This is a genomic window from Mediterraneibacter massiliensis (assembly GCF_001487105.1).
GTDB lineage: Bacteria > Bacillota > Clostridia > Lachnospirales > Lachnospiraceae > Mediterraneibacter > Mediterraneibacter massiliensis.
Genome location: NZ_LN913001.1, coordinates 684557 through 707437, shown reverse-complemented (window position 1 = coordinate 707437; position 22881 = coordinate 684557). Strand labels below are relative to the sequence as shown.

Sequence of the window (22881 nt, the reverse complement as noted above, 5' to 3'; positions counted from 1 at the left end):
TTCTTATACACTTAAACGATCTCTTCGACTTTCGCAAGCGCCGCGGCGACGACTTTATCCATATCATAATATTTATACTCGCCGAGACGCCCCCCAAAGACAACGTCCCGCTCTTTTACCGCCAGCTTTTTATACGCTTCATAGAGCCGCTCATTCTTCTCGTCATTCACCGGATAATACGGTTCCATTCCGACTTTCCACGCAGAAGAATACTCTCTGGAAATAACCGTTTTCTCCTGTTTTCCGAAAGCGAAATGTTTATGCTCTATGATCCGGGTATAGGGAATCTCCCTTTCTGTATAATTGACGACCGCATTCCCCTGATAGTTCTCACAGTCCAGCACCTCTGTCTCAAACCGCACAGAACGATATTCAAGAGCGCCCAGACAATACTCGAAATATTCGTCGATCATGCCTGTAAAGATCACCTTCTCCGCAATTTGGGGCTGCTCCTTTTTCAGAGCAAAGAAATCGGTTCCCGTCTTTACTTCTATACCGTCTAACATTCTTTCTACGACAGCGGTATATCCGTCCACCGGTATGCCTTGATAACGATCATTAAAATAGTTATTATCGTAAGTAAAGCGAAACGGAAGCCGCCGGATGATAAATGCCGGCAGTTCTTTACAGTCACGCCCCCATTGCTTCTCTGTGTACCCTTTGATCAGTTTCTCATAGATATCTCTGCCGCCGAGAGACAATGCCTGTTCTTCCAGATTCTTTGGATCGGTGATCCCGGATTCTTCGACCTGTCTTTGGATAATGTCCCTCGCTTCCTGTGGCGTACGGATCCCCCACATTTTGCTGAATGTATTCATATTAAATGGAAGATTATATAATTCATCTTTATAAACCGCGATCGGAGAATTGATATAGTTATTAAACTCTGTAAACTGATTCATATATTCCCAGATTTTTTTATCAGACGTGTGAAAGATATGCGCTCCGTACTTATGGACCTGGATCCCCTCTATCTCCTCACAATAGATATTGCCCGCGATGTGCTCTCTTTTGTCGATCACAAGACAACGCTTATTTCTCTTCGTCAATTCGTGCGCCATGACTGCGCCGTACAGTCCTGCGCCGACGATCAGATAGTCATACTTGCTCATCTTCTCTTTTCCTTTCCGATAGAACATTGTTTCATACTCATGAAACACCTGAAAACATTATATCATCTTTTTCGCTTGATAATTTTCGTCATTTTAACGATTTTTTTTATTTATGCGTTTACAAATTAGGCAAAATGCACTAAAATATAAATTAATAATCTATTGAGACGGAGGTATTCTACATGAAAGGAAACATAATCGTTGGCCAATCCGGTGGACCCACTGCCGCGATCAATTCCAGCCTTGCAGGCGTATACCGTACTGCAAAAGACAGGGGCGCTGAAAAAGTATACGGTATGCTTCACGGAATACAGGGACTGATGCAGGAACGATATATCGACTTGTCTGCATTTATTACCAATGAACTGGATGCCGAGCTTCTAAAGCGTACGCCGGCGGCATTTTTAGGTTCCTGCCGTTATAAACTGCCGGAGATCCATGAGGACAGGGATGTATATGAAAAGATTTTCAAAATTCTGGACAAATTAAATATCGAGGCATTCATCTATATCGGAGGCAATGATTCCATGGACACGATCAAAAAACTGTCCGACTATGCCATCGTAACCGGACATCCTACACGTTTTGTCGGCTGTCCTAAAACGATCGACAATGACCTTGCCCTGACCGATCATACGCCTGGCTATGGCAGTGCCGCGAAATATATCGGCACTTCTGTAAAGGAGATCATCCGTGACAGCTTCTGCCTGGAATATAAAAACGGACTTGTATCGATCGTGGAGATCATGGGACGAAACGCAGGCTGGCTGACAGGCGCCGCAGCGCTGGCAAAAGGCGAAGACTGCTCCGGTCCTGATCTTATCTATCTGCCCGAGCTTCCCTTTGACATAGAGACGTTCGGCAATAAGGTAAAAGAACTTCTGGAGCAGAAACCTTCTGTCGTTGTGGCAATCTCGGAAGGGATCCGCCTCGCTGACGGACGGTATGTATGCGAACTGGGACAGAGCATTGATTTTGTAGACGCATTTGGACATAAGCAGCTGTCCGGTACAGCGAATTATCTGGCAAGTTATATTGCCGGAGAGATCGGCTGCAAGACACGCGCCATCGAACTAAGTTCCCTGCAGCGTTCCGCTTCTCACTGCGCATCCCGTGTAGATATCCTGGAAGCATATCAGGTAGGCGGAGCCGCAGTAAAAGCCGCAGATGAAGGCGATTCCGGCAAGATGGTCGTTCTTAAGCGCCTGTCCGACGATCCTTACCAGAGCGGAACAGAGGTAAAAGACGTACACAAGATCGCTAATGATGAAAAATTAGTTCCAAGAGAATGGCTGAATGAAGAAGGGACCTATGTGACAGACGAATTTGTCAACTATGTACGGCCGCTGATACAAGGGGACGTGTCTCCTATCATGGTAGACGGAATCCCAAGACATCTATTCCGTCCTTATTAAACTTTTCATTTGTATACAAAAGTGCGCCGGGCAGCGAAAAAGGACGCCTTGCCCGGCACTTTTATTCACTTCCTGTGTACATATGCGGACTACAGATATCAGACTGTAAATATCTGGTAAATTTGGTAAATTGAGACTGCTACAGAAAAATGAATATTTTTGGTGAATATTTTTTCTTCTAGTACTTGACAACATCCACACAATATTATATACTAATATCTGCTGTGAACGAAAAACTTCACATGTGTGCGATTAGCTCAGCTGGATAGAGCGTCTGGCTACGGACCAGAAGGTCGGGAGTTCGAATCTTCTATCGCACGTAGGGAAAAAACTGTTCTGAAATTCAGAACAGTTTTTTTATTGCATAAAAAGTGGAACTGTCATGAATTTCTTTTCACACAGTTCCACTTAAAGTATGTTATCTTCTGCCGTTTATTTAGCAAACCTTTCTGCCTGCATAGCGATCAACTCTTGATCTTCAAAATAATTGATCTTCATCGCCTCTTTTACATCGTGCAGTGTCTGCGCGGCAGTCTCTTCCGCCTTTTCACTGCCCTTTTTCAAGATCTCATATACGTATGGTATATCTTTCTGATATTCTTTCCTGCGATTGCGGATCGGCTCTAATTCTGCCTGCAGTACTTTATTTAAGAAACGCTTCACCTTCATGTCTCCTAAGCCGCCACGTTTATAATGTGCCTTCAGTTCATCCAGATCTGCATAATCCGGCAAAAATTCCGGAAAATACTCTGGCCTGCAAAATGCGTCCAGATACGTAAAGACAGTATTGCCTTCCAATTTTCCCGGGTCCTCCACACGGATATGTTCTGGATCCGTAAACATACTGAACACCTTCTTCTGTATCTCTTCTGGCTCCTCTGACAAATAAATACAGTTTCCCAGTGATTTACTCATCTTTGCCTTGCCGTCTGTACCCGGCAGGCGCAGGCATGCCTGATTCTCCGGCAGGAGGATCTCCGGCTCCACCAGCGTATCCCCATACACGGAATTAAATTTTCGTACGATTTCTTTTGTCTGTTCCAGCATCGGCAGCTGATCCTCTCCTACGGGAACTGTCGTCGCCTTAAATGCCGTAATATCTGCCGCCTGGCTGATCGGATAGGTAAAAAACCCTACCGGGATACTTGCCTCGAAATTCCGCATCTGTATCTCCGCCTTCACCGTCGGATTCCTCTGAAGTCTTGATACAGTCACCAGATTCATATAATAAAAGGATAATTCACACAATTCCGGGATCTGAGACTGAATGAACATCGTACATTTCTCCGGTTCCAGACCACAGGCAAGATAATCCAACGCCACCTCTATAATATTCTGACGCACCTTCTCCGGATTATCCGCGTTATCCGTCAAAGCCTGTGCATCTGCTATCATTACATACATTTCATCAAGATCATTTCTATTCTGCAGCTCTACCCTGCGCTTCAAAGAACCCACATAGTGCCCCACGTGCAGCTTGCCCGTAGGCCTGTCGCCTGTCAGCATTATCTTTCCCATCTTTTCTCTTCCTCCTGCGCTTCTGAACTTTCTCCGCCTGTACAAGGCGAGACGCTTTTATTATTATAACACCATCCTTACCTTTTGGGAACGACTATTTCTCTCCAAAAGAAGCTGCCGCACTCTGTTTTTAGTAAATTTAGACATATTTAAGGCTTTGTTTTTATACATCCAGTCACAAATATTCAGTAAACTAGTTTTTCTTATTCTCTTAAGTTCTCCTGGGATACTGCCAGTAATTCCAGTTTTACTTTCGGCTCACCATCATACTCCTTGTCGTTTGCCACGTCATATGCCACCTACTTTTACATTTGCGATCTTGCCCGCTTTCTTTCAATACGTTCACAGAAGCATCCTGCGGTGCTAATACTAATGCGTCAATCCCTGAAGAGATTATACTCTCTCAGTGCCAGAATGCGCCGCCCCTTGAAGAACTGGATATACATATAGCACTCTGCAAATTGTGGAAAGAATTATATACACATCGAACCGACCTGGTCACTCTGGAAACATCGGGGATATCTCTGCGCATGGAATGATGACCTCTCCCATTGAATCTCTGAACCACTATCGGTTAAACCAGGCCAAAAGGCTTCTGGAAACAACAGAAGACTCTGTCACCAACATTGCCTTCAGCGTTGGTTTTGATAATTGCAGTTATTTTAACCGCTTATTTAAACGTACCTTTCATATGACTCCCGGCGAACTGCGCAAATTTTCTGTTCAATATACCGGGACGCACGCAAAAAAGATCCTGTAAAGACCGGGTACAGCTTTACAGAACCTTTTCATCTTTTTATGCGATTTTCCTGTGTACTTATACTGTCTGTTTACTCACATTCGGAGCTTTCCTGCGTTCTGCTGCGTAGACAAACTGATACAATGTATACGCCATCAGACAAGCTCCCATCACATCGATCACCGAATGCTGCTTTAAAAACATCGTAGCCAAGATAATGGATCCGGCCAGAACATATGCGCACGAACTGATCATTTTATGTCTCTTAAGCGTCTTGCTTTCATAAATAGCGATACACGCCGCCAGAGAGTTAAACACATGCAGACTTGGGAATACATTTGTAGGTGTATCCGCCATATAGAGCATCTTCACCATATCTGTAAATATATTATCCCGCGGGAACACGATCGGTCTAAGCGCCAGACCGTTTGGAAACAGCGTGGAGATGACAAGAAAAAGCGTCATCCCTATAAAACTTAACTTTGCCAGCTTATAGAATCCATTTACATCGGTAAAGAAAAAATATAGAAAAACCACAGCAATAAACACGAACCAGAGCAGATAAGGCACGATAAAAAATTCTATAAACGGGATCTTATCGTCCAGCGCCGAGTGGATCACATGATACTCCGATTGTACTGTAATATGCTTTTCCAAATACATAAACCACGGCATGTAGATCAGCACGTAAAGAAATACCCATGCATGTTTATATTTCTTTATAAAATTAAAAACTCTTTCTTTTACTGCCATATAAGCAACTTCCTTCTTTATTAAATTCCTTCAATGTTTTACCGATTATATCACGATTCTATTTTCTCAACAATACTCTTCATAAATCCTTAACAAATCTTTTGAATTTCTTTACTACTTCCCCCGTTTCTATCGGCCACGCTCAAAAATATACATTTGAAACCTTCTCTTTGCCTGTCTTATTTCCTTTTCGCCGTGAAGAGTCCACACAGCGATAGGCGCACGAAACAGATACTGATTCAGCCAAAGACTTATATTCGCCGTATCAGACATTTTGTAGGAAATAAAATCCGGACGGCAAAGTGCATTTGTCAATAAATTTTTCACCAGAAAGCGAAATACATAATGCGGATGCTTCCCCGTCCGTGTGAGATTTTCAGACAGCTGGCCTCGTAAAACGTCCGAATGATATTTTTTTATCCAGTGCAGCACAAAACAGTTAAACGACTGGATCATATATCTTCCCTTATATTCTTTCAGCTCTCTTTCCAGATATTCGCATATCTTTGTATCGGTTGTAGGTAGCTTCACTTCGATCAAAAGCGGAACACGCCCGTCCACAAAGGACAGTACATCTCTAAGCAAAGGAATTTTCTCTTTTGTATCCAAAAGGCTGTATGTCCGCATCTCTCGGTAGTCTGTTTCTTCTACCGTCCCGCTTTTTGCGCATACTCTATCGAATGTATCATCATGGAACACAACAATCTTATTATCTTTGGATAAATGGACATCCAACTCGATTCCATACCCTTCCCGCACCGCTGCTCGAAAGGCTGCCATAGAGTTCTCCGGTATTCCCGACTGTGCGCTGTGCAGTCCACGATGCGCCCACCGGACTCCCAAAAACGGATGCATCCTCTCTCTGCCGCCCAAATGCGGTGCTATAAGAAACAGATACAATAGCAAGCAAGACACAAGTATTCCGATTATCAACAACCACTTCATGCGCTCCTCCTAGCAGCCTGCGATCACCCTGATCTTGTCCGGCATCAGACATACTTTCATTTCATCTCTTAAAAATACAGGTTCCCCGTCTGTATGGATCGGCAATGGACTCTCCAAATGTACCTCCATACTCTTACACTGCCGTACGCTCACTCCTTTAAATCGCACATGACCGCCCCAGAACGCAGTCGGAAGCAGACAGAGGATCTTCCATTTGGAGATTCCCTCCACTATGATCACATCCAGTTTTCCATCCTGCGCCGAGGCCTGCGGACAAAAACGAAAGCCTCCGCCTTCGTATTTCTGATTCATACCAGCAATGAAATATGTTCTGTCACAGACCATCTCTTCTCCGGTATCCAGACAGATCCTGGCACGTACTGTCGGATCCTTTATCAGGCGCCTAAGCGCCACCACTGCATAACTTAATTTTCCCAGATGGAATACATTCAGTATTCTTTTCCACTTGGACAGACAGACCTCATGGCAGACCGCCGCATCAAACCCTATCCCTGCACTTACTGCAAATCTCCTCTGCTTCTCCTTTCGACTCATCACACCTACATCCATTTCCCGTATATGCCTGCTCTCCAATATCAGTTCCAGTGCTTCTTCCAGTTCTCTTGGAATCTGCATCCCTCTGGCAAAATCATTGCTCGAACCGATCGGTATATAACCAAGTATGGACTTTCGTATATTACAGATCCCATTTAATACTTCATTGACTGTGCCGTCGCCCCCAAGTACCGCAAGAATATGCTCTCTCCCATCCTCTGTGATCCTTCTGGCTATATCTGCCGCGTCTCCTGCACATCTGGTCAGATAGGCATGGTAAGCGATTCTTTTCTTTTTCAACACGGGTTCCAGTCTGTCCCAAATAAGTTTCCCTTTTCCCGATCTAGCGCATGGATTCACAATAAAATTATATTCCATACTTTTTCTCCCATCCCTATTCTTTTCCTTCCTGCAGCGTACTGTCCAGATATCTCTCCAAAGAACGGCTCATATTTCCCTCAAAATCGGTATGTCCGTTTCTAAGGCACCACTCGAACACATTGCCGATCACGATCATACGAATATCTGTTGTAAATTCCTCGATCTCTCCCCGAAGGGAAATAACGCCGGTCTGTACCGCCTTTTCTACATAATTCTGTACCGTTACGATCGGGTAAGGGCGCTCTGTCCGGATCGCCGGGTTCAGCGCCTGATTTTTTGTATCATAATATCCCGACATAAACTCCACGCCCAGCTTGCGGCAATACTGCACATAATTGAGATAAACTTCCACGATTGCCCGACTAGCCTCCCGTGCACTCTTTGGCGCGGCCAGATAATCCGGGTTTACTCTGGGCTGATCTTCTATATAATAAGACAGCAGATCATCCTTTGTTTTAAAATGATGGTAAAAACTTCCGTTAGACACACCGGCTTCTTCACATATATTTTTGATAGAAAGTTCCTCATACCCCTTCTTCTGCAAAATATTCTTTGCCGCCTGGAAAATCTTTTCTTTCGTTTCCTTTGATTTCTGCTGCTGCTTGGACAGCTCCGCCTGTTCTCCCATTGGATACACCCTTTCTTATACGCATTCACGAAAATTTTCTACTTTAATAACTGTTCTTATTTTTTAGTGTAGCACAAACATAGTATAGATTCAAGAAAACAGAGCGGGCTCTAATATCTTTGCAATACCTCTCTGCTATCCTTCCAGCGCACATCTGTATGTCTCAAACGCAGATGGAATCGGATATTTTGCGTCTATTTCTTTTCGTTTGGCGAAAATCATATCCGAACCAGTATTTTTTTCCAGTTCATCTACCAATATCTCATACCCTTTCATATGCCATTCTACATGGCTGAAAATGTGTTTTGCATCCTGCAGCTTTTTCACCCGGATTGGAGCCAATCCGACAGATTGACTGTAAGCGATTACTTCTTTTCTTCCCAAATGTCCTTCCACATTAGGAAATTCATACAAGCCCGCCAGGAGTCCTTTGTCCGGCCGTTTTCGGATTGCCACCGCGTCTGTGTCCCTGAACACAAAAACCGTACGTTTCTCTACCTTTCTTCCTTTTGCTTTCTGTCTGACAGGCAGGTGATCCTGTTTTCCCTGCTCAAAGGCAAGACACCATTCCTTCACCGGGCAAATAGCACATTTAGGTTCTTTTCCCGGAATACATATAAGGGCTCCTAGTTCGATCAAGCCTTGATTAAAATCCGAAACAGCATCTTCCGGGATAACTTCCTCCACCAACTGCTCTATCCTCTTTCTCACACCTGCCTTCATAATATCTTCCTCATTGGCAAGTATCCTAGAAACCACTCTTAGCACATTTCCGTCTACGGCGGGTTTGGGTATTCCATATGCAAAAGAACTGACAGCTCCCGCCGTATAACTGCCGATTCCTTTCAGAGCCGCGATTTCTTCAAAATCACGAGGGAACGCACCATCATGCTTCTCCATGATCTGCCGCGCCGCAATCTGCATATTCCGTACACGATTATAGTATCCAAGGCCCTCCCAAAGTTTCAGAAGTTTCTCCTCTTCTGCTTCTGCCAACGCCTTTACATTCGGCAGCGCTTTTAAAAACCTCTCATAATATGGCTTTACCGCCTCCACCCGTGTCTGCTGAAGCATAATTTCAGAGACCCATACCCGGTATGCGTCTGCCTGTTCCCTCCAGGGCAGTTTTCTTTTATTTTTCCGATACCAGCTTACAATAGGATCTACCGTTTCTTTCAGCCGAGGGCACTCTAATATGACCGGTACTTTCTTCCTGATCTCAATACAGTCTGTTCCCACCTTGCAATCATATGCCACAACATGGACGCCTTTTTGTACTGCTTCTTTTAATTCTTCCGCAAATGCGGGATGGGTGTCTGTATTCGGTGTGAAGTAACGTACACCCTGCATCTGAACGACAAAAAATATATATGTCTCGTAACCTTCTTTTTTTGCCTCGCACAATTCCCGTACATGCTTCACAGCCCTCTCGCTGGGAGCGTCCGGAAAACGGCATACACCGTTTTCTTCCAGTGTCACCCCTTTTACTTCTATAAATATCTTTCGTTTGCCTGTCTCCACATATAGATCAAACCTAGAGTTTTTGTAGGTCTTTTCCGGCTGTACCAATGTCACGTCTTCAAACATCCCGCCTGCTTCTATCCATTCTTTTACGACTTTATTCGGAATCTGCGAATCCATATTTATGAGGCGGCTTTCCTTTTGTACGGCGATCAGATCCCACTTTGTCCTGCGCTTTTCACTCTCATTTTCCTGCACATAGACTTTCGTGCCCACTTTTAGAAGTTCTGCGCACCTCCCTGTATTCTTTACATGTACCGTCTCCTGCTTTCCATGCAGTTCCACATAAGCTATAAACCGGTTCGGCCTTTCCAGAAATGTCCCTGTTTCTATTCTCTCATATTTCATTTTGTCTCTCACCCGCTCCTTTTTCCTCGTGCTGTTTGCATAATACGGCTTAGGAACCTGTCTTTTCTGCAAAAATAAAGAAAAGGAACTACGTACATATTCGTCATAGTTCCCTTTTCGTCAGCCTCTTTCCATTAAAACTATAGAATTTTGGATAAAAATTCTTTCAGCCTTGCATCTTTCGGATTTCCAAAGAACTCTTTTGGAGGCGCTTCTTCTACGATACGGCCTTCGTCCATAAAGATCACCCTGGAAGCCACTTCTCTTGCAAACCCCATTTCATGCGTGACAACTACCATTGTCATGCCATCCTGAGCAAGTTTTTTCATCAATTCCAAGACTTCTCCGACCATCTCCGGATCCAATGCGGAAGTAGGCTCGTCAAATAAAATAACATCTGGATTCATAGCAAGTGAACGGATGATCGCCACACGCTGCTTCTGTCCGCCTGACAAAGTAGAGGGATACGCATCTGCCTTATCATCCAGTCCAATTCTTTTCAAAAGTTCCAATGCCTGCTGTTTTGTCTCTTCTTTTATCTGCTCCTTTGTCGTATCGACTAAGATCAGTTCTTTTTTATTTTTCCCGCGGAAAAGATTGGTCATCCGGGTCATCCTGTTTTTTCTCTTTATCTTTTTTAGATCTTTGCATCTTAAATACGCCGGAGCCATCATGATATTCTGCAGCACTGTCTTATTATTAAAAAGATTAAAATGCTGAAATACCATGCCCATTTTACGGCGATGCAGGTTAATGTCCACTTTTATATCCGCTATGTCCACCCCATTAAAAATGATACTGCCTCCTGTGGGGTCTTCCATACAGTTTAAGCAACGCAGAAACGTACTTTTTCCAGAGCCTGATGGTCCGAGCACAGCTACAATATCCCCTTTATTGATCGTGATATTGATATCTTTGAGTACTTCTATATTTCCAAAACTTTTCTTAAGATTAATTACGTCTATCACTCTTTTGCAGGCTCCTTTCCAATAATTTCACGAGCAGAGAGATCAAAAGTACCAGCGCGATATAGATCAGTGCCATTACCAGATAGGGAACCATAAACTCATAGCTGTTGGTTCCGATATAGTTAAACGCCACGTAGAGGTCTGCTGCCCCTACAAAGCTTACGACAGAAGTCTCCTTGATCAACGCGATAAATTCATTGCCCAGTGTCGGAAGAATGTTCTTGACAGCTTGTGGGATAACGATTTTTGTCATACTGGCACCAAAACTCAATCCCACTGCACGTCCTGCTTCCATCTGACCGGGATCTACCGACTGGATTCCACTTCGCATGATCTCCGATATGTATGCCCCGCTGTTCAGCCCAAACACCAACATAGACACCTGTACCCCTGTCAGCTTCCAGCCGATGATCGGAAGTAATACATAGTAAAAGACCAAGAGTTGCACGACCACCGGTGTCCCTCGGAACAAAGCCACGTAAAATCCACATATACCGTTTAGGATCCTCGGCAGTACTTTATACTTCGGCAGCACACGCACGGTCGCAATGATCGTACCGATAAGAATACCGATGATCAGACCACATACCGCTATCATCAAGGTATTCTGCAGCCCTTCTATCACTTTTACATAGCCATTCTGCTCCAGAAAAATTTCTATAAATTTGTCTATTTTCTGACTAAAATTGCCCATTGTTTTCCCTTCTCAAAAGAAGGAAGGCGTTTTCCAATCTATTTCGCCTTCCTTTTTCCTTCATCCTGTTTTATGTATTAAAGCATTTCGTTGATAGATTCTGAAATAGCTGTTGCCGGAGCAGCGTCGATGATCACATACTGGATGTTGCCGTTCAACATATCCTGCACAGCTAAAGACCCACTCTTATATGTCTGACATTTTGCCGGAAGTCCCGGAAAACCAAGGTCTTCACTTCCTTCCACATAACTTTGTCCTGTTGTTCCCTGCTGTACTCCGATAACATCAGATTCTTTCAGTTCGCCCAGCTTTGCAGCTATTGCTTCCGCATCTTTCAAATCATCAAATTCTGTATTATCGCTCGGTACAATCAGACGCTGAGAAGCCTGATAATAAGAATCCGTAAAGGTTACATATTCCTTTCTGTCTTCGCTGATCGTCAATCCGGCCATAGCAATATCACATTTCTCTTGTCCTACAGAAAGACATACCGCATCAAAATCCATATTCTGGATAACCAATTCTTTTCCTAATTTATCAGCAAGTAAAGAAGCGATCTCCATATCGATCCCGTAGTAATCTTCGCCCTTTGTATACTCAAATGGCTCAAACGCAGCATTTGTCGCAACTACCAGCTGGTCTTTTGCTTCATCCAGCTTCGCGGATTTTACTGCTTCCGGCTCGCCGCCGCCAAAATATTTGTCACAGATTTCATCCAGAGTACCGTCTTCCTTGATCTCGGCAATGAAAGCATTTACTTCTTCCAAAAGCTCCGGCTGATTTTTATCTACTCCAAAGGCATATTCTTCATTTGTAAGATCAACATCGATCACCTTCGCAGATACAGCTCCGCCCTTTGCGTCATCAGAACTGTTCTCTTTTCCTTCCTCTTTGCTTCCACATCCGACAGCCATACCTGTTACTAAAGCTGCCGTCAGACACAGTGCCAAAAACTTCTTCATTATTATCTCCTCCAATTTTATCTTTCATTTTGCATAATAATACAATTCGTGCTTATAATTTTAACACGTTTCCTGTAAAAATCAACCCTTACATTACATTTAATTTATTTTTTATGCAAAAAATGCCACAAGCCCAAAATACAAAAATACAATGATACCCAGGACGATCCTATAATATCCGAATGCTTTAAAATCATGATTCTGTATGTATTTCATCAAAAATTTAATAGCGAATATAGAGACAAGGAAAGAAACGAGCATTCCCAGAAGCAAAAGAAATACTTCCATTCCGGTAAATCCCAGACCAAAATGACGTAATTTTACCAGGCTTGCCCCAAACATCGCAGGGATTGCGAGAAAAAAAGTAAATTCAGCGGCAACACTTCTAGCTGTCCCCAAAATCAGCGCTCCTACGATCGTCGCTCCGGACCGTGACGTCCCCGGGATCATTGCCAGCATCTGAAATACGCCGATAAGCAATACCGTAGGTATCGTAAGCTGGGATATTTTATTGATCTTCGGAGTCTTGCCCTTATGATAGTTTTCTACTACAATAAAGAGAACGCCGTATAAGATCAGCATGGCCGCGACCACATAAGAATTGTTAAACTTTTCTTCTATAAAATCATTGAATAAAATTCCTACGACTCCCGCTGGGATAGAGCCGATCACGACTTTTATCCAGAGCTGCATGGTCATCATCTTCTGTTTCTGCGTTTTCCGCGGTGAAAAAGGATTCAGCCGATGAAAATAAATAACCACTACTGCCAGGATCGCACCCAGCTGTATCACTACATTAAACATATCAATAAATGCCTGGCTTACATCCAGTTTGATAAATTCTTCTACCAGGATCAAATGTCCTGTACTGCTGATTGGAAGCCACTCTGTAATTCCCTCTACTATTCCCAGTATGATGACTTTTAATGCCTCTAACATGTTATTCCTCCTTTAAAGAACAAACTTTTCGATCGCTTTTGCCACACCTTCTTCTTCATTTGTTCCTGTAATATAATCTGCTGCTTTTTTCACCTGTTCTTCTGCGTTTCCCATGGCAACACCAAAGCCTACTTCTCTGAGCATCGCCTCATCATTGTCTCCATCACCGCATGCCATGATCTCTTCCCGTTCTATTCCAAGTAATTGCCCCAGTTCCACGAGTGCTTTGCCTTTATTCACACCCTGGCCATTTACCTCTATATTATATCCCAGAGAACCGACAAGTACAATTTCTTTGTCCTGCTCTAACTCTCTCAAAGCTCTTTCTCTTTCGTCCATATCCGCAAACAAAAACTGCATCTTGTCAACAGGTCCGTTGATCTTTTTCAAAAACTCCGTAATATCCGGCACTGTTGTCCTTGTAGAACGGACATATTGCCACATATTGGGATTCTTATGATACTGGCATATTTTTTCAAACTGTTCCTTTTCTATATACCCTTTGCCCTCAAAATATACCTCTTGTAATGTATCATATTTCCGTGCGATTTCCAATGTTTTTTTCGCCTTTTCAAATGGAAGCAGATGTTCTATCAGCGCCTTTTGTGTTTTCGTCTCGATCACTCTCGCTCCATTGGAGGTCAGTGCATAGGACATACCGGATAGATTTTTAAGTTCTTCAGGCACGCCTATCCATGGCCTTCCTGTAGCGATCAGTACTACCACACCTTGATCGATAGCTTTTTGAAGTATATCTCTTGTATATGGCAATATTTCTTTCTTATCATTAAACAACGTACCATCCAGGTCCAAACCAATCATTTTGATCTTATGTCTCATCTTTCTTTTTTCCTTTCCTGTGTTCTAGGAGTAAGGCAAGAAAAAATATCTTATTTCCCACCCATTTCTCTTTCAATTCCCTGTCCTATATTGGATATTTATTAAAAATCTATAACATATTCTATCAAAATTTGCCTAACAAAGCAATTTATAGTATAATAGCTTGCGTACAAGTTTAATTTATGAAAAACGAAACTCAGAAAGGAATTAAAAATATGGAATTGCATTCAAAGCACAGACGGCTGACTGGACTCTGTATCATATGCTGTCTCGTACTCACACTTTCCCTTTTTCCCGCTTACGCAGAAGATTCGGAAAGCCTGGAAAGCAAAACCTCCGAACTTGAAAGTCAACTAGCTGGTATCAACCAGGAAATGGTTTCTATCAGTGAAGAGATTTCTACCATAGAAATGCAGGTTGCGATCACCAGCGGTGAAATCCAAAGAACAGAAGAATCGTTAGAAATAGCAGAGGAAAACGAAGCAGAGCAATACGCCAACATGAAGACTCGTATTAAATATATGTATGAAAACGGGGATGCAACACTATTAGAATGGCTTTGCTCTGCAGAAAGTCTGTCAGATTTTTTAAACAAAGCAGATTTTATCCAGAACATCAGTGATTATGATCGAAATATGCTTCTGGAGCTTCAGGAAACGCAGCAACAGATTGCAAATGAAAAACAAACTCTGGAAAATCAGCAGACTTCTCTGACAGAACTGCAGAACAGTCTGGAAACACAGCAGGCAGAATTACAGGCCAAGGCAGAAGCCACTTCTACGGATCTAGCGCAGTTCCAGGTGAAGTTGGCGGAGGCGAAAGCCGCGGAAGCTGCAGCGGCGCAGGCAGAATCCCAAAAGCAGGAGTCCCAGGAGACGATCTCTCCCAACGGGAATTCAAATGGCTCCTATGACGACTCTATCATAAACGGCGGCGGCTCTAATGTCTCAGAAAATGAAGTCACTCTACTGGCTGCTCTGCTTCAATGTGAAGCATATCAAGACTATGATTCTCTTCTCGCCGTAGCAACCGTCGTGATGAACCGAGTCGCTGACCCCAGATTTCCAAATACGGTTACAGATGTGATCTATGCAGGCGGACAGTTTGAACCTGTGTGGACTGGGCGGCTGGAGGCAGTCCTCTCACAAGGACCCACTTCTCTGTCCATGCAGGTAGCTCAGGACGCAGTAAACGGCGCTCGTCTTGCTGCCGTAGCGGACTGCTATTATTTCCTGTATGCAGGTACCGGACATGCGGGAATCAATATAGGGAACAATGTATTTTTCCCAAGTTGGTAAATAAAAATGCGTAATAAAAGAGGACGATAGCACTTTCAACTATCGTCCTCTTGATTATTTGTCTTTCTGCCGATATATTTGAAAAAACTTCCGGCAATCTTGCTGACAGATCCCTCCTCGTATCATTGACAGCAAATATCCGCAAAACAGTCACTAATATACGACTTCTTTTAGTATTAGAACAATATCTTTTACCTACATAACTTTCTGCTCTTCTATCAATGTCAGAACAGTATCGATATCTGTCTCCAGTATCTCCGCTATCTCTTCGGCTGAATATCCCTTTTGAACTTTCTTTTTTATCAATTCCTGCAATGTTTGCTTACCACCCTGTGCCAGTCCCTCCTTTAATCCGGCGGCATGCCCTTCCTCACGCGCTGCATTTTGCTCCATGATTTTTTCTTCCCAAGCCTGCATATATCTCACTCCGATCTTTTCACTGGATTTGATCGCCCGGATGCGTTTCTGGATCTTATGGATCCGCTCACTGGCGCAGTTCCTGCTCACTTCCTCCGTGGTGTGCTCCATATATTTGAGGAGTTCCACCAGTTCTTCCGGCACACCTTCTGTATTCTTTCCGTGTGTGTTCAGAAAGATACGGACAGCGTCGTCTCCCAGAGAGAGTTCCGGCACTTCTTCACACTGCATGCGAAAGGTATAGCGGTACAATCCATATCCGAACAGGTCAAAGGGACAGATCAGGATGATATACACGGGATTCAATTTCTGGAAGCTAACTTCTCCCGGCGCTAAAAGATTGGAGTCGATCAGCGCCTGGTAGAAGCGGCTCCGTTTCGGAAGGTTTCCTGTATTGTTCTGTTGGACTTCTGTATTATAGACTGTGTCCTTCTCATCCATTGCCCATACATCCAGCCGCACATAGCGATTCAGAGGATGGGTGCGCAGTTCCTTCTCCGTCTGGGGAAGCAGTTTTAATACGACTTCTTTGCCTAAGATAATCTCCAGTATATCCCGCATAGTATCCGGGTCTTCCGCCGCCTGCGCGAATAAAAAACGATCCAGCAGGTTCAAATCCTGCAATGGTTTTTGTTTTTGTTCCATATGTACTTTTCTCCTTTCATTATAGGGAAAAGCCCACTGGTTTACAACACTTTTCCCTAAATTGCCTGTGACATACTGCTGAAAATTTCCGGCACAGGTATGTGATTTTACTTATTTGGGTAAATGTTTACGAATATCCAAGATAAAATTCCGGATATATCGACGCTCCAGTAACTGGATAAATAGAATGTTCTGCACAGAACAGATCCTCAGACTGTGTTTTAGAAAAACACAAGACTCTTTTTTCTAGATGCGCATCTAAAGAGATACTATTACCTTAACACACCAGAAGATAAACTACAACAAAATAATATAGAAACTTAACGAAGCAACAAGCAGTGCGAAAAGAACAGATCATGCCATGTGTCATGCTTGCATGTAAACAGGGTGTGATCTGTTTCTTTTCATTCGGCGACTGCCTATAGCGAAATGAAGCGAAAGCGAAATTGAGGAATCTGCCTTCTAATAGTGGAGTAAAACTTCTGATTGGAGGAGACAGCAAAGAACCACTGTGTCAGATAAACAAGGCATTGACAGGAGCGTTCCGAATACAGTTCACCTGGTTCTTGGCGTACCTTCCCTAAATAAATTTGACTTTTTCTATAAAAGACAATTCGTCAGTTAAATTTCTATTTTTTCGTCTAGTATATAGTTTGCAATTCCGTAAATGTTGTTATATGGTAGTCTGCCTTCTCGCACTGACAGGCTGCTCCTATCCCGACCGCTTCCATCCCACCTGCCTTTGCGGCGCAGATTCCAGCTTCTGCGTCTTCCACTACCACGCATTGCGCAGGAGACAAATCCAAAAATTGTGCTGCCTTTAAGAATACTTCCGGATCCGGTTTAGAATTTTTGATATTATTTCCATCAGATATCGCATCAAACCAATCTGTCAGTTCCGTTTGCCGGAGAATAAGTTTTGCATTCTTGCTGGAAGAACCAATCGCCAGAAGATACCCTTGTTTTTTTAAATAGTATAATGTTTCTATTACGCTGGGAGATACATCTTTTTTCCCCATAGTCTGCAAAAACTGTACATAATATTGATTTTTTTCTTCTGCCAGTTTTATTTTTTCCTCCAAACTCATGTAAGCCCTATCCACATACTCTTCTAAAACAATTTCCAGACTCTCCATCCTGCTTACCCCGCGCAGTCTGTCATTCTTCTTTTCATCAAAAGCAACGCCTAATTTATCTGCAATCTTTTTCCACGCCTGATAATGCAGGCGATCTGTGGACACAAGCACGCCATCTAAGTCAAAAATAATTCCTTTTATTTCCATATTTCCACCCTTACTTTTCCAACTCTTTCATCCAGGCCTCTGATAATTTCAGCCAATCCTGACAATGCTTTTGTATTCCAAATCCGGTTTCTTTTACCTGTGTCTCCTCATTGGCCAGGGATAAACCATGTGGTCCATGAGGGAAAATGTGTACTTCCATCGGAATTCCAGCTCTTTGCAGAGCTTCAGCAAAAAACAACGTATTTTCAACAGGTACTGTCTCGTCGTCATATGTATGCCATAAAAAGGTGGGAGGTGTGTCCGCACTCACCTGTTTTTCCAGACTCAAACTATCTGCTTTTTCTTTCGTATAGTGTGTTCCCAGCAGATTTTCAAAACTTTCAGCATGCCCTTCTGGTCCGTAGAGTATCACCGGATAACTTAAAATCATCCCATTTGGCCGCATTTGCTCTCTATCTATGCCTGCCGCATCTTCCAGCCATTCCTTATTCCAGAACACACCTAAACTTGCAGCCAGATGTCCGCCTGCCGAAAACCCTAGTACGATCATCTTATCTTTATCTATACCATACTCTTGTGCATGCTCTCTTAAATATGCCATGCTCCAAGCCAACTCGCAAAGAGCCTGCGGAAATTCTGCCGGTTTTACGCTGTATTTCAGCACACAGGCATGATATCCCATTGCTGTATACTGTATGGCAACCGCTTCTGCCTCCCGGTCTGAAGTCATCCTGTAGCCTCCGCCGGGACAGATCACGATCATTGGACGTTTTCTGCTCGCATCTATTTCTTCATAATTATCTAAAATATACGTATGCAGCTCTGCCTGTGAAGATTTTTTTGTTTTTATCGCAATCGTATTACATCTCATAGTCTCACCTTCTTATTTTTCTATTCGCAGCGGTTTTCCCGGAACCGCTTTCTTCTTTTCACCGTAGATTTCCAGCTGAACCGGCGCGCCTTTCAGAACTTCTATTGTGCATTTCTCTTTTTCTACGTTTACACGCAGTAAAGATTGCCTATAAGAGATTCTGAAAGTATACCCTTCCCATGTTTCTGGTACATAGGGATTTAGTATCAGTTCATTTTCTGTAATACTCACTCCCGCAAATCCATAGATGATCGCCATATAGCATCCGCCCATATTTGCAGCATGGATTCCGTCTTTTGTATTTTTATGTGTATCCAGCAGATCCATCTTTGCTGAATCCCCCAAATATCGGACGGCTTTTTCTCTCATCCCAAGAACGGACGCCACAATACTGAACACGCAAGTCGATAGAGAAGAATCATGGGTCGTTATCTTTTCGTAGTAAAGAAAAGAATTTTCTATCGTTTCTTTGCTCTGATACTCTGGAAATAAAAAGTGCGCCAACACAGTATCCGCCTGCTTGCATACCTGGTACCGATATAAATGCAGCGGATGGTAATGCAGCAAAAGAGGGAATTTTTCCTGCGGTGTTTTCTGCAGATTCCATATCGGTTTCCGCAAAAATGAATCATCCTGCGGATTTATTTTTAATTTTTCGTCATACGGCAGATACATCCTTTCTGCCGCCTGCTTCATTTCCTTAAGTTCTGTTTCAGTGAGCTTATGTATAGAACAAAAAGCATTCCAATCTTCTTCCTTTTCCAATCGCTTCGTCAGCTTCAAAAATTGTTCTATATTATGCTTTGCCGCAGCATTTGTGTAATAGTTATCATTGACCATACAAGTATATTCATCCGGTCCTGTCACACAATGGATATGAAATCTCCCTTCATAAAAGTTTCCTACATCCATCCACAGTCTGGCTGTCTGCAGCAGCATTTCCAATCCTTTTTCTTTGATAAACTGCCAGTCTCCCGTCGCCTTATAATATAAAACGACTGCATAAGCAATATCTCCGTTTATGTGGTACTGTGCAGTTCCCGACGGATAATATCCCGAACACTCTTTCCCGGCAATTGTCCTCCATGGATATAACGCCCCCTTTTTATGCCCCAGCAAAACCGCGTTCTCTTCTGCCTGCGGCAGCGTCTTATACCTATACTCTAAAAGTGCTCTTGCTATCCCCGGATTGGTCAATACAAAGTAGGGAATCATAAACATTTCTGTATCCCAAAAATAATGCCCCTCATACCCTTCTCCGCTCATACCTTTTGCCGCAATACTGGAACAACCATCTGTACCTGCTGACTGTAAGAGTTGATACATATTAAAACATACTGACAGATTTAACTCTTTATCGCCCCGGATTTCCAACTCTGAATTCTCCCAGAATGTTTTCAGATATTGCTTCTGCTTTTCATAGTAGTCGGCAATCCCACCCCGACATACTTCATCCATGCAGGCTCTTACTGCTTCCCTGCAGTCTGTACGCCGGATTGAATCCTGAAACACCGTATATTTCACGATGCGTATCGTGTCTCCCGGACACATCGGTATGCAAAACTTCACGCGCATTTCATGCGCTTCTTCTATATATTCTGGCAGGATTTCGTCCATTTTCTTTTCATTTACATAAACTTCATGTGCGACCCCGCTTACGATTGTCAGCTCACTGCTTATCGTTTCACTTACAAGATAACTCTTTGTACCTTCCATCCATCCATCTTTCTTTTTCAGATGCATATGGCTTTCGCCCGCCAATCTGGGATCATGCGGATTACAATAATTTTTCACAAGTCCTTTCTGCAAAGACTCTATACATACCTCTCCTGCAAAATCTTCTGAATGGATCTGATAATCAATGGTAAATAACGATTTTTCTGCAAATGATGTCATTCTGGTAATAGAAATATCCACGATTCTTTTATCCGGCATTTCCCACTTTACATTTCTTGTAGTCGTCCCGGCTTCCATATCCAAAACTCGTTCATACGCATTCACTTTCCCCGTAAACATAGAAAATCTTTGTCCTGAAAAGTTGGAGAGAATCGTCTGTGTATCCGCTACATTCAGCATGGTTTCTTTTTCTTCTATTAAATTGCACAGCTTCTCTGCCTGCTTCATCGGGGCTATATCATAGATCCCGTTTATATACATCCCACGCATCGTATCAAACTCTTCCGGACAACCTTCCTCCAGTGTTCCGCGGACACCGATATATCCATTGGCGTTATGGAAAAGTGTCTCCTGGAGACTTATTGTTTTTTCATCGATCCGGCTGTCTCTTACGCAATATCTTTTTTCCATCTGCTGCCGTTCCTTTCTTAAATTCCTGCTTCTTGATCCCACTGTCTATTTTGTAGCATCACCCTTTCACGGCGCCTGCTGCGACACCTTTGATAATATGCTTTTGACAGAGCAGATAAAAAATGATCACAGGTACTATGGTAAATGTAAGCGCTGCCATCGCCATATTCCACTCGATATTATATTGCCCGAAGAAAAGGGACATTGCCAGCGGTATCGTTTTATTATCATTGCTGGTCAGCGTCAAAGAAGGCAGAAGATAATCATTCCATATCCAGATAACATCCAGAATCATTACCGTCACTGTGATCGGTTTTAAGATTGGAAATACAATCTGCCAAAATACACGCCATGTACTGCATCCGTCTATAATCGCCGCTTCTTCTAAAGATACAGGTACCGACGCCTTGACAAATCCATGATATAAAAATACGCCCATACCTGCTCCAGCTCCAATATACATAAAAATCAGCCCGCCTATAGAATCTTTAAACGGAATACCGAAGATCTTCCCAAACAAATTCATCTCCTGCATCAAGGGCATCATGATCGTTTGAAAAGGAATCAGCATGGTAACGATCAAAAGATTAAAAAGCAGCTTGCTGAGCGTATTGTTTGAACGCACAAACATCCACGCTGTCATAGCACTTAAGACAACAATGATCGCTACAGAGACAACGGTAACAATGATGGAATTTTTGAAAGCCAGGATAAAATCCATCTTATCCAAAGCGCCTTTAAAATACTCCAGCGTAAATTCTTTCGGAAACGCAAGTATATTTTCATATAGCTCCGCTCTGCTTTTAAAGGCGTTTACGATGATCAAATACACTGGGAACAGATAGACACAGCAGCAGATCACGACTATACAGTTGACGATTATTTTCCCTATGGTTTTTCCTTTCATTACAGTGTTACCTCCTTATCCTTTGTAACTTTTACCTGTATCAGCGTAATAATCGCCACAATAACAAAAAATAGCACTGCCTTTGCCTGCCCATAGCCGAAATTACTCTTTGTAAATATCTCATTAAAGATATTCATAGACACCATCTCTGTAGAGTTATTAGGTCCTCCTCCGGTGAGAGATACATTGACATCATAGATTTTAAAACAATTGGAAAGTGTCAAAAAAAGACAGATCGTGACAGATGACATCAAAAGAGGCAGTTTTACATGCAGCAAAGTCTGCCAGAATCCTGCTCCGTCTGTCTGGGCTGCTTCGATGACATCATCCGATATAGACTCTAATCCCGCGATATAAACGATCATCATATAGCCTGCCATCTGCCATGTAGCTACAACGATCATTGCGTAAAACGCAAACTCTTTATCCACCAGCCAGTTAAAAAAGATATTTTCCATACCGGTCATCTCACTTAAAGAAGTCATAGCTTCTCCCAGTACATATTGCCAGATATACCCCAGGATCAATCCTCCGATCAGATAAGGAAGAAACAACATCGTCCGCGCTACATTTCTCACTTTTAATTTTGTTGTCACAAGCAATGCGAATGCTAGCGCCAATATATTGACGATAAGAACTGTCACAAGAGTAAACACCGTGGTCCTTACGATAGATGCAAGAAACTGTGTGTCTGAAAACAGCTTTGTATAATTACTCAGTCCCACAAATATCTTTTCGCTTTTAGCCAACCCATCCCAAGAAACAAAGGAATATCCGATTCCTGTTATGAACGGCACTATCATTATGATAAAAAACATGAGCATCAAAGGTGCCGTAAATAGAACATACCATCTCTTTTTTATCTTCATTTCTG

Annotated in this window: 21 protein-coding genes and 1 tRNA gene; 4 read left to right on the top strand and 18 right to left on the bottom strand. The window is 42.9% G+C overall.

The genetic code is table 11. The features are described 5' to 3' along the window. Positions 1 to 11: 11 nt before the first annotated feature. Positions 12 to 1112 (bottom strand): UDP-galactopyranose mutase, encoded by a 1101-nt coding sequence (glf, locus tag BN3282_RS07560; protein ID WP_059070326.1) that lies wholly within the window; start codon positions 1110 to 1112, stop codon positions 12 to 14. 182 nt (positions 1113 to 1294) lie between these two features. Between glf and BN3282_RS07555 the strand changes: the two genes are divergently transcribed. Together BN3282_RS07555 and BN3282_RS07550 are read left to right on the top strand one after the other, a co-directional pair. Beyond that, positions 1295 to 2527: a 6-phosphofructokinase gene (locus BN3282_RS07555; RefSeq protein ID WP_059067994.1), complete on the top strand. Its 1233-nt coding sequence runs from the start codon at positions 1295 to 1297 to the stop codon at positions 2525 to 2527. 246 nt (positions 2528 to 2773) lie between these two features. Further along, positions 2774 to 2847 (top strand) — tRNA-Arg (locus tag BN3282_RS07550). A 112-nt stretch (positions 2848 to 2959) separates the two neighbouring features. On the opposite strand, the gene trpS is transcribed toward BN3282_RS07550, so the two are convergent. Then, on the bottom strand, positions 2960 to 4045 hold the full coding sequence (gene trpS, locus BN3282_RS07545) for a tryptophan--tRNA ligase (protein ID WP_059067992.1): 1086 nt from the start codon (positions 4043 to 4045) through the stop codon (positions 2960 to 2962). A 463-nt stretch (positions 4046 to 4508) separates the two neighbouring features. On the opposite strand from trpS, the gene BN3282_RS14665 reads away from it, so the two are divergent. Continuing rightward, positions 4509 to 4805 carry a helix-turn-helix transcriptional regulator gene (locus BN3282_RS14665; RefSeq protein ID WP_147337194.1) on the top strand — a complete coding sequence of 99 codons (297 nt, stop codon included), beginning with the start codon at positions 4509 to 4511 and terminating at the stop codon, positions 4803 to 4805. A gap of 57 nt (positions 4806 to 4862) precedes the next feature. Here BN3282_RS14665 and BN3282_RS07540 read toward each other — a convergent pair whose 3' ends face one another. The 10 genes from BN3282_RS07540 to BN3282_RS07495 form a co-directional block, all read right to left on the bottom strand. Further along, a complete protein-coding gene (locus BN3282_RS07540; RefSeq protein ID WP_059067990.1) occupies positions 4863 to 5537 on the bottom strand; it encodes a phosphatase PAP2 family protein in 675 nt (224 codons plus the stop codon). Between the two features lie 129 nt (positions 5538 to 5666). Next, positions 5667 to 6482 (bottom strand): glycerophosphodiester phosphodiesterase family protein, encoded by an 816-nt coding sequence (locus tag BN3282_RS07535; protein WP_059067983.1) that lies wholly within the window; start codon positions 6480 to 6482, stop codon positions 5667 to 5669. A 9-nt stretch (positions 6483 to 6491) separates the two neighbouring features. Next, a complete protein-coding gene (locus BN3282_RS07530) occupies positions 6492 to 7415 on the bottom strand; it encodes a diacylglycerol/lipid kinase family protein (RefSeq protein WP_059067980.1) in 924 nt (307 codons plus the stop codon). Positions 7416 to 7431: 16 nt separating this feature from the next. Next, on the bottom strand, positions 7432 to 8046 hold the full coding sequence (locus BN3282_RS07525) for a TetR/AcrR family transcriptional regulator (protein ID WP_059067978.1): 615 nt from the start codon (positions 8044 to 8046) through the stop codon (positions 7432 to 7434). Between the two features lie 135 nt (positions 8047 to 8181). Continuing rightward, positions 8182 to 9915, bottom strand: a complete 1734-nt coding sequence (mutY, locus tag BN3282_RS07520) for an A/G-specific adenine glycosylase (RefSeq protein ID WP_059067976.1) — start codon at positions 9913 to 9915, stop codon at positions 8182 to 8184. A gap of 140 nt (positions 9916 to 10055) precedes the next feature. Further along, entirely contained in the window at positions 10056 to 10883 is an 828-nt protein-coding gene (locus BN3282_RS07515) for an amino acid ABC transporter ATP-binding protein (RefSeq protein ID WP_059067974.1), read from the bottom strand. Then, on the bottom strand, positions 10867 to 11577 hold the full coding sequence (locus BN3282_RS07510) for an amino acid ABC transporter permease (protein ID WP_059067972.1): 711 nt from the start codon (positions 11575 to 11577) through the stop codon (positions 10867 to 10869). The genes BN3282_RS07515 and BN3282_RS07510 overlap by 17 nt, the downstream gene beginning before the upstream one ends. A 77-nt stretch (positions 11578 to 11654) precedes the next feature. Then, positions 11655 to 12539, bottom strand: a complete 885-nt coding sequence (locus BN3282_RS07505; RefSeq protein ID WP_059067970.1) for a transporter substrate-binding domain-containing protein — start codon at positions 12537 to 12539, stop codon at positions 11655 to 11657. 111 nt (positions 12540 to 12650) lie between these two features. Further along, positions 12651 to 13478, bottom strand: coding sequence for an undecaprenyl-diphosphate phosphatase (locus BN3282_RS07500; RefSeq protein WP_059067969.1), 828 nt, complete (start codon positions 13476 to 13478; stop codon positions 12651 to 12653). Between the two features lie 12 nt (positions 13479 to 13490). Next, the gene (locus BN3282_RS07495; RefSeq protein ID WP_059067968.1) at positions 13491 to 14318 is read right to left on the bottom strand and encodes a Cof-type HAD-IIB family hydrolase; all 828 of its coding nucleotides are present in this window, start codon (positions 14316 to 14318) and stop codon (positions 13491 to 13493) included. Between the two features lie 182 nt (positions 14319 to 14500). Here BN3282_RS07495 and BN3282_RS07490 point away from each other — a divergent pair, with 182 nt between their 5' ends. Then, the gene (locus BN3282_RS07490; RefSeq protein ID WP_330382170.1) at positions 14501 to 15616 is read left to right on the top strand and encodes a cell wall hydrolase; all 1116 of its coding nucleotides are present in this window, start codon (positions 14501 to 14503) and stop codon (positions 15614 to 15616) included. A 195-nt stretch (positions 15617 to 15811) separates the two neighbouring features. Here the strand turns inward: BN3282_RS07490 and BN3282_RS07485 are convergent, their stop codons facing one another. From BN3282_RS07485 to BN3282_RS07460, 6 genes are all read right to left on the bottom strand, one after another. Further along, entirely contained in the window at positions 15812 to 16678 is an 867-nt protein-coding gene (locus tag BN3282_RS07485; RefSeq protein WP_059067965.1) for an Rpn family recombination-promoting nuclease/putative transposase, read from the bottom strand. A gap of 641 nt (positions 16679 to 17319) precedes the next feature. Then, complete coding sequence (gene pgmB / locus BN3282_RS07480) at positions 17320 to 17961, bottom strand: beta-phosphoglucomutase (RefSeq protein ID WP_059067963.1); 642 nt, start codon at positions 17959 to 17961, stop codon at positions 17320 to 17322. Between the two features lie 10 nt (positions 17962 to 17971). Then, entirely contained in the window at positions 17972 to 18793 is an 822-nt protein-coding gene (locus BN3282_RS07475; protein WP_059067962.1) for an alpha/beta hydrolase, read from the bottom strand. 12 nt (positions 18794 to 18805) lie between these two features. After that, on the bottom strand, positions 18806 to 21100 hold the full coding sequence (locus tag BN3282_RS07470) for a glycoside hydrolase family 65 protein (RefSeq protein WP_059067961.1): 2295 nt from the start codon (positions 21098 to 21100) through the stop codon (positions 18806 to 18808). A gap of 58 nt (positions 21101 to 21158) precedes the next feature. Further along, positions 21159 to 22007 (bottom strand): carbohydrate ABC transporter permease, encoded by an 849-nt coding sequence (locus tag BN3282_RS07465; RefSeq protein WP_059067960.1) that lies wholly within the window; start codon positions 22005 to 22007, stop codon positions 21159 to 21161. After that, a complete protein-coding gene (locus BN3282_RS07460; protein WP_205408533.1) occupies positions 22007 to 22876 on the bottom strand; it encodes a carbohydrate ABC transporter permease in 870 nt (289 codons plus the stop codon). Before BN3282_RS07460 ends, BN3282_RS07465 begins: the two co-directional genes overlap by 1 nt. Between the last annotated feature and the right edge of the window lie 5 nt (positions 22877 to 22881).

Coding starts and splice junctions, on each gene's coding strand:
- BN3282_RS07500 (WP_059067969.1), bottom strand. CDS start 13,478: ATGTTAGAGGCATTAAAAGTCATCATACTGGGAATAGTAGAGGGAATT.
- BN3282_RS07495 (WP_059067968.1), bottom strand. CDS start 14,318: ATGAGACATAAGATCAAAATGATTGGTTTGGACCTGGATGGTACGTTG.
- BN3282_RS07470 (WP_059067961.1), bottom strand. CDS start 21,100: ATGGAAAAAAGATATTGCGTAAGAGACAGCCGGATCGATGAAAAAACA.
- glf (WP_059070326.1), bottom strand. CDS start 1,112: ATGAGCAAGTATGACTATCTGATCGTCGGCGCAGGACTGTACGGCGCA.
- mutY (WP_059067976.1), bottom strand. CDS start 9,915: ATGAAATATGAGAGAATAGAAACAGGGACATTTCTGGAAAGGCCGAAC.
- BN3282_RS07530 (WP_059067980.1), bottom strand. CDS start 7,415: ATGGAATATAATTTTATTGTGAATCCATGCGCTAGATCGGGAAAAGGG.
- pgmB (WP_059067963.1), bottom strand. CDS start 17,961: ATGGAAATAAAAGGAATTATTTTTGACTTAGATGGCGTGCTTGTGTCC.
- BN3282_RS07555 (WP_059067994.1), top strand. CDS start 1,295: ATGAAAGGAAACATAATCGTTGGCCAATCCGGTGGACCCACTGCCGCG.
- BN3282_RS07510 (WP_059067972.1), bottom strand. CDS start 11,577: ATGGGCAATTTTAGTCAGAAAATAGACAAATTTATAGAAATTTTTCTG.
- BN3282_RS07465 (WP_059067960.1), bottom strand. CDS start 22,007: ATGAAAGGAAAAACCATAGGGAAAATAATCGTCAACTGTATAGTCGTG.
- BN3282_RS07485 (WP_059067965.1), bottom strand. CDS start 16,678: ATGGAACAAAAACAAAAACCATTGCAGGATTTGAACCTGCTGGATCGT.
- BN3282_RS07540 (WP_059067990.1), bottom strand. CDS start 5,537: ATGGCAGTAAAAGAAAGAGTTTTTAATTTTATAAAGAAATATAAACAT.
- BN3282_RS07490 (WP_330382170.1), top strand. CDS start 14,501: ATGAAAAACGAAACTCAGAAAGGAATTAAAAATATGGAATTGCATTCA.
- BN3282_RS07475 (WP_059067962.1), bottom strand. CDS start 18,793: ATGAGATGTAATACGATTGCGATAAAAACAAAAAAATCTTCACAGGCA.
- trpS (WP_059067992.1), bottom strand. CDS start 4,045: ATGGGAAAGATAATGCTGACAGGCGACAGGCCTACGGGCAAGCTGCAC.
- BN3282_RS07505 (WP_059067970.1), bottom strand. CDS start 12,539: ATGAAGAAGTTTTTGGCACTGTGTCTGACGGCAGCTTTAGTAACAGGT.
- BN3282_RS07535 (WP_059067983.1), bottom strand. CDS start 6,482: ATGAAGTGGTTGTTGATAATCGGAATACTTGTGTCTTGCTTGCTATTG.
- BN3282_RS07460 (WP_205408533.1), bottom strand. CDS start 22,876: ATGAAGATAAAAAAGAGATGGTATGTTCTATTTACGGCACCTTTGATG.
- BN3282_RS07525 (WP_059067978.1), bottom strand. CDS start 8,046: ATGGGAGAACAGGCGGAGCTGTCCAAGCAGCAGCAGAAATCAAAGGAA.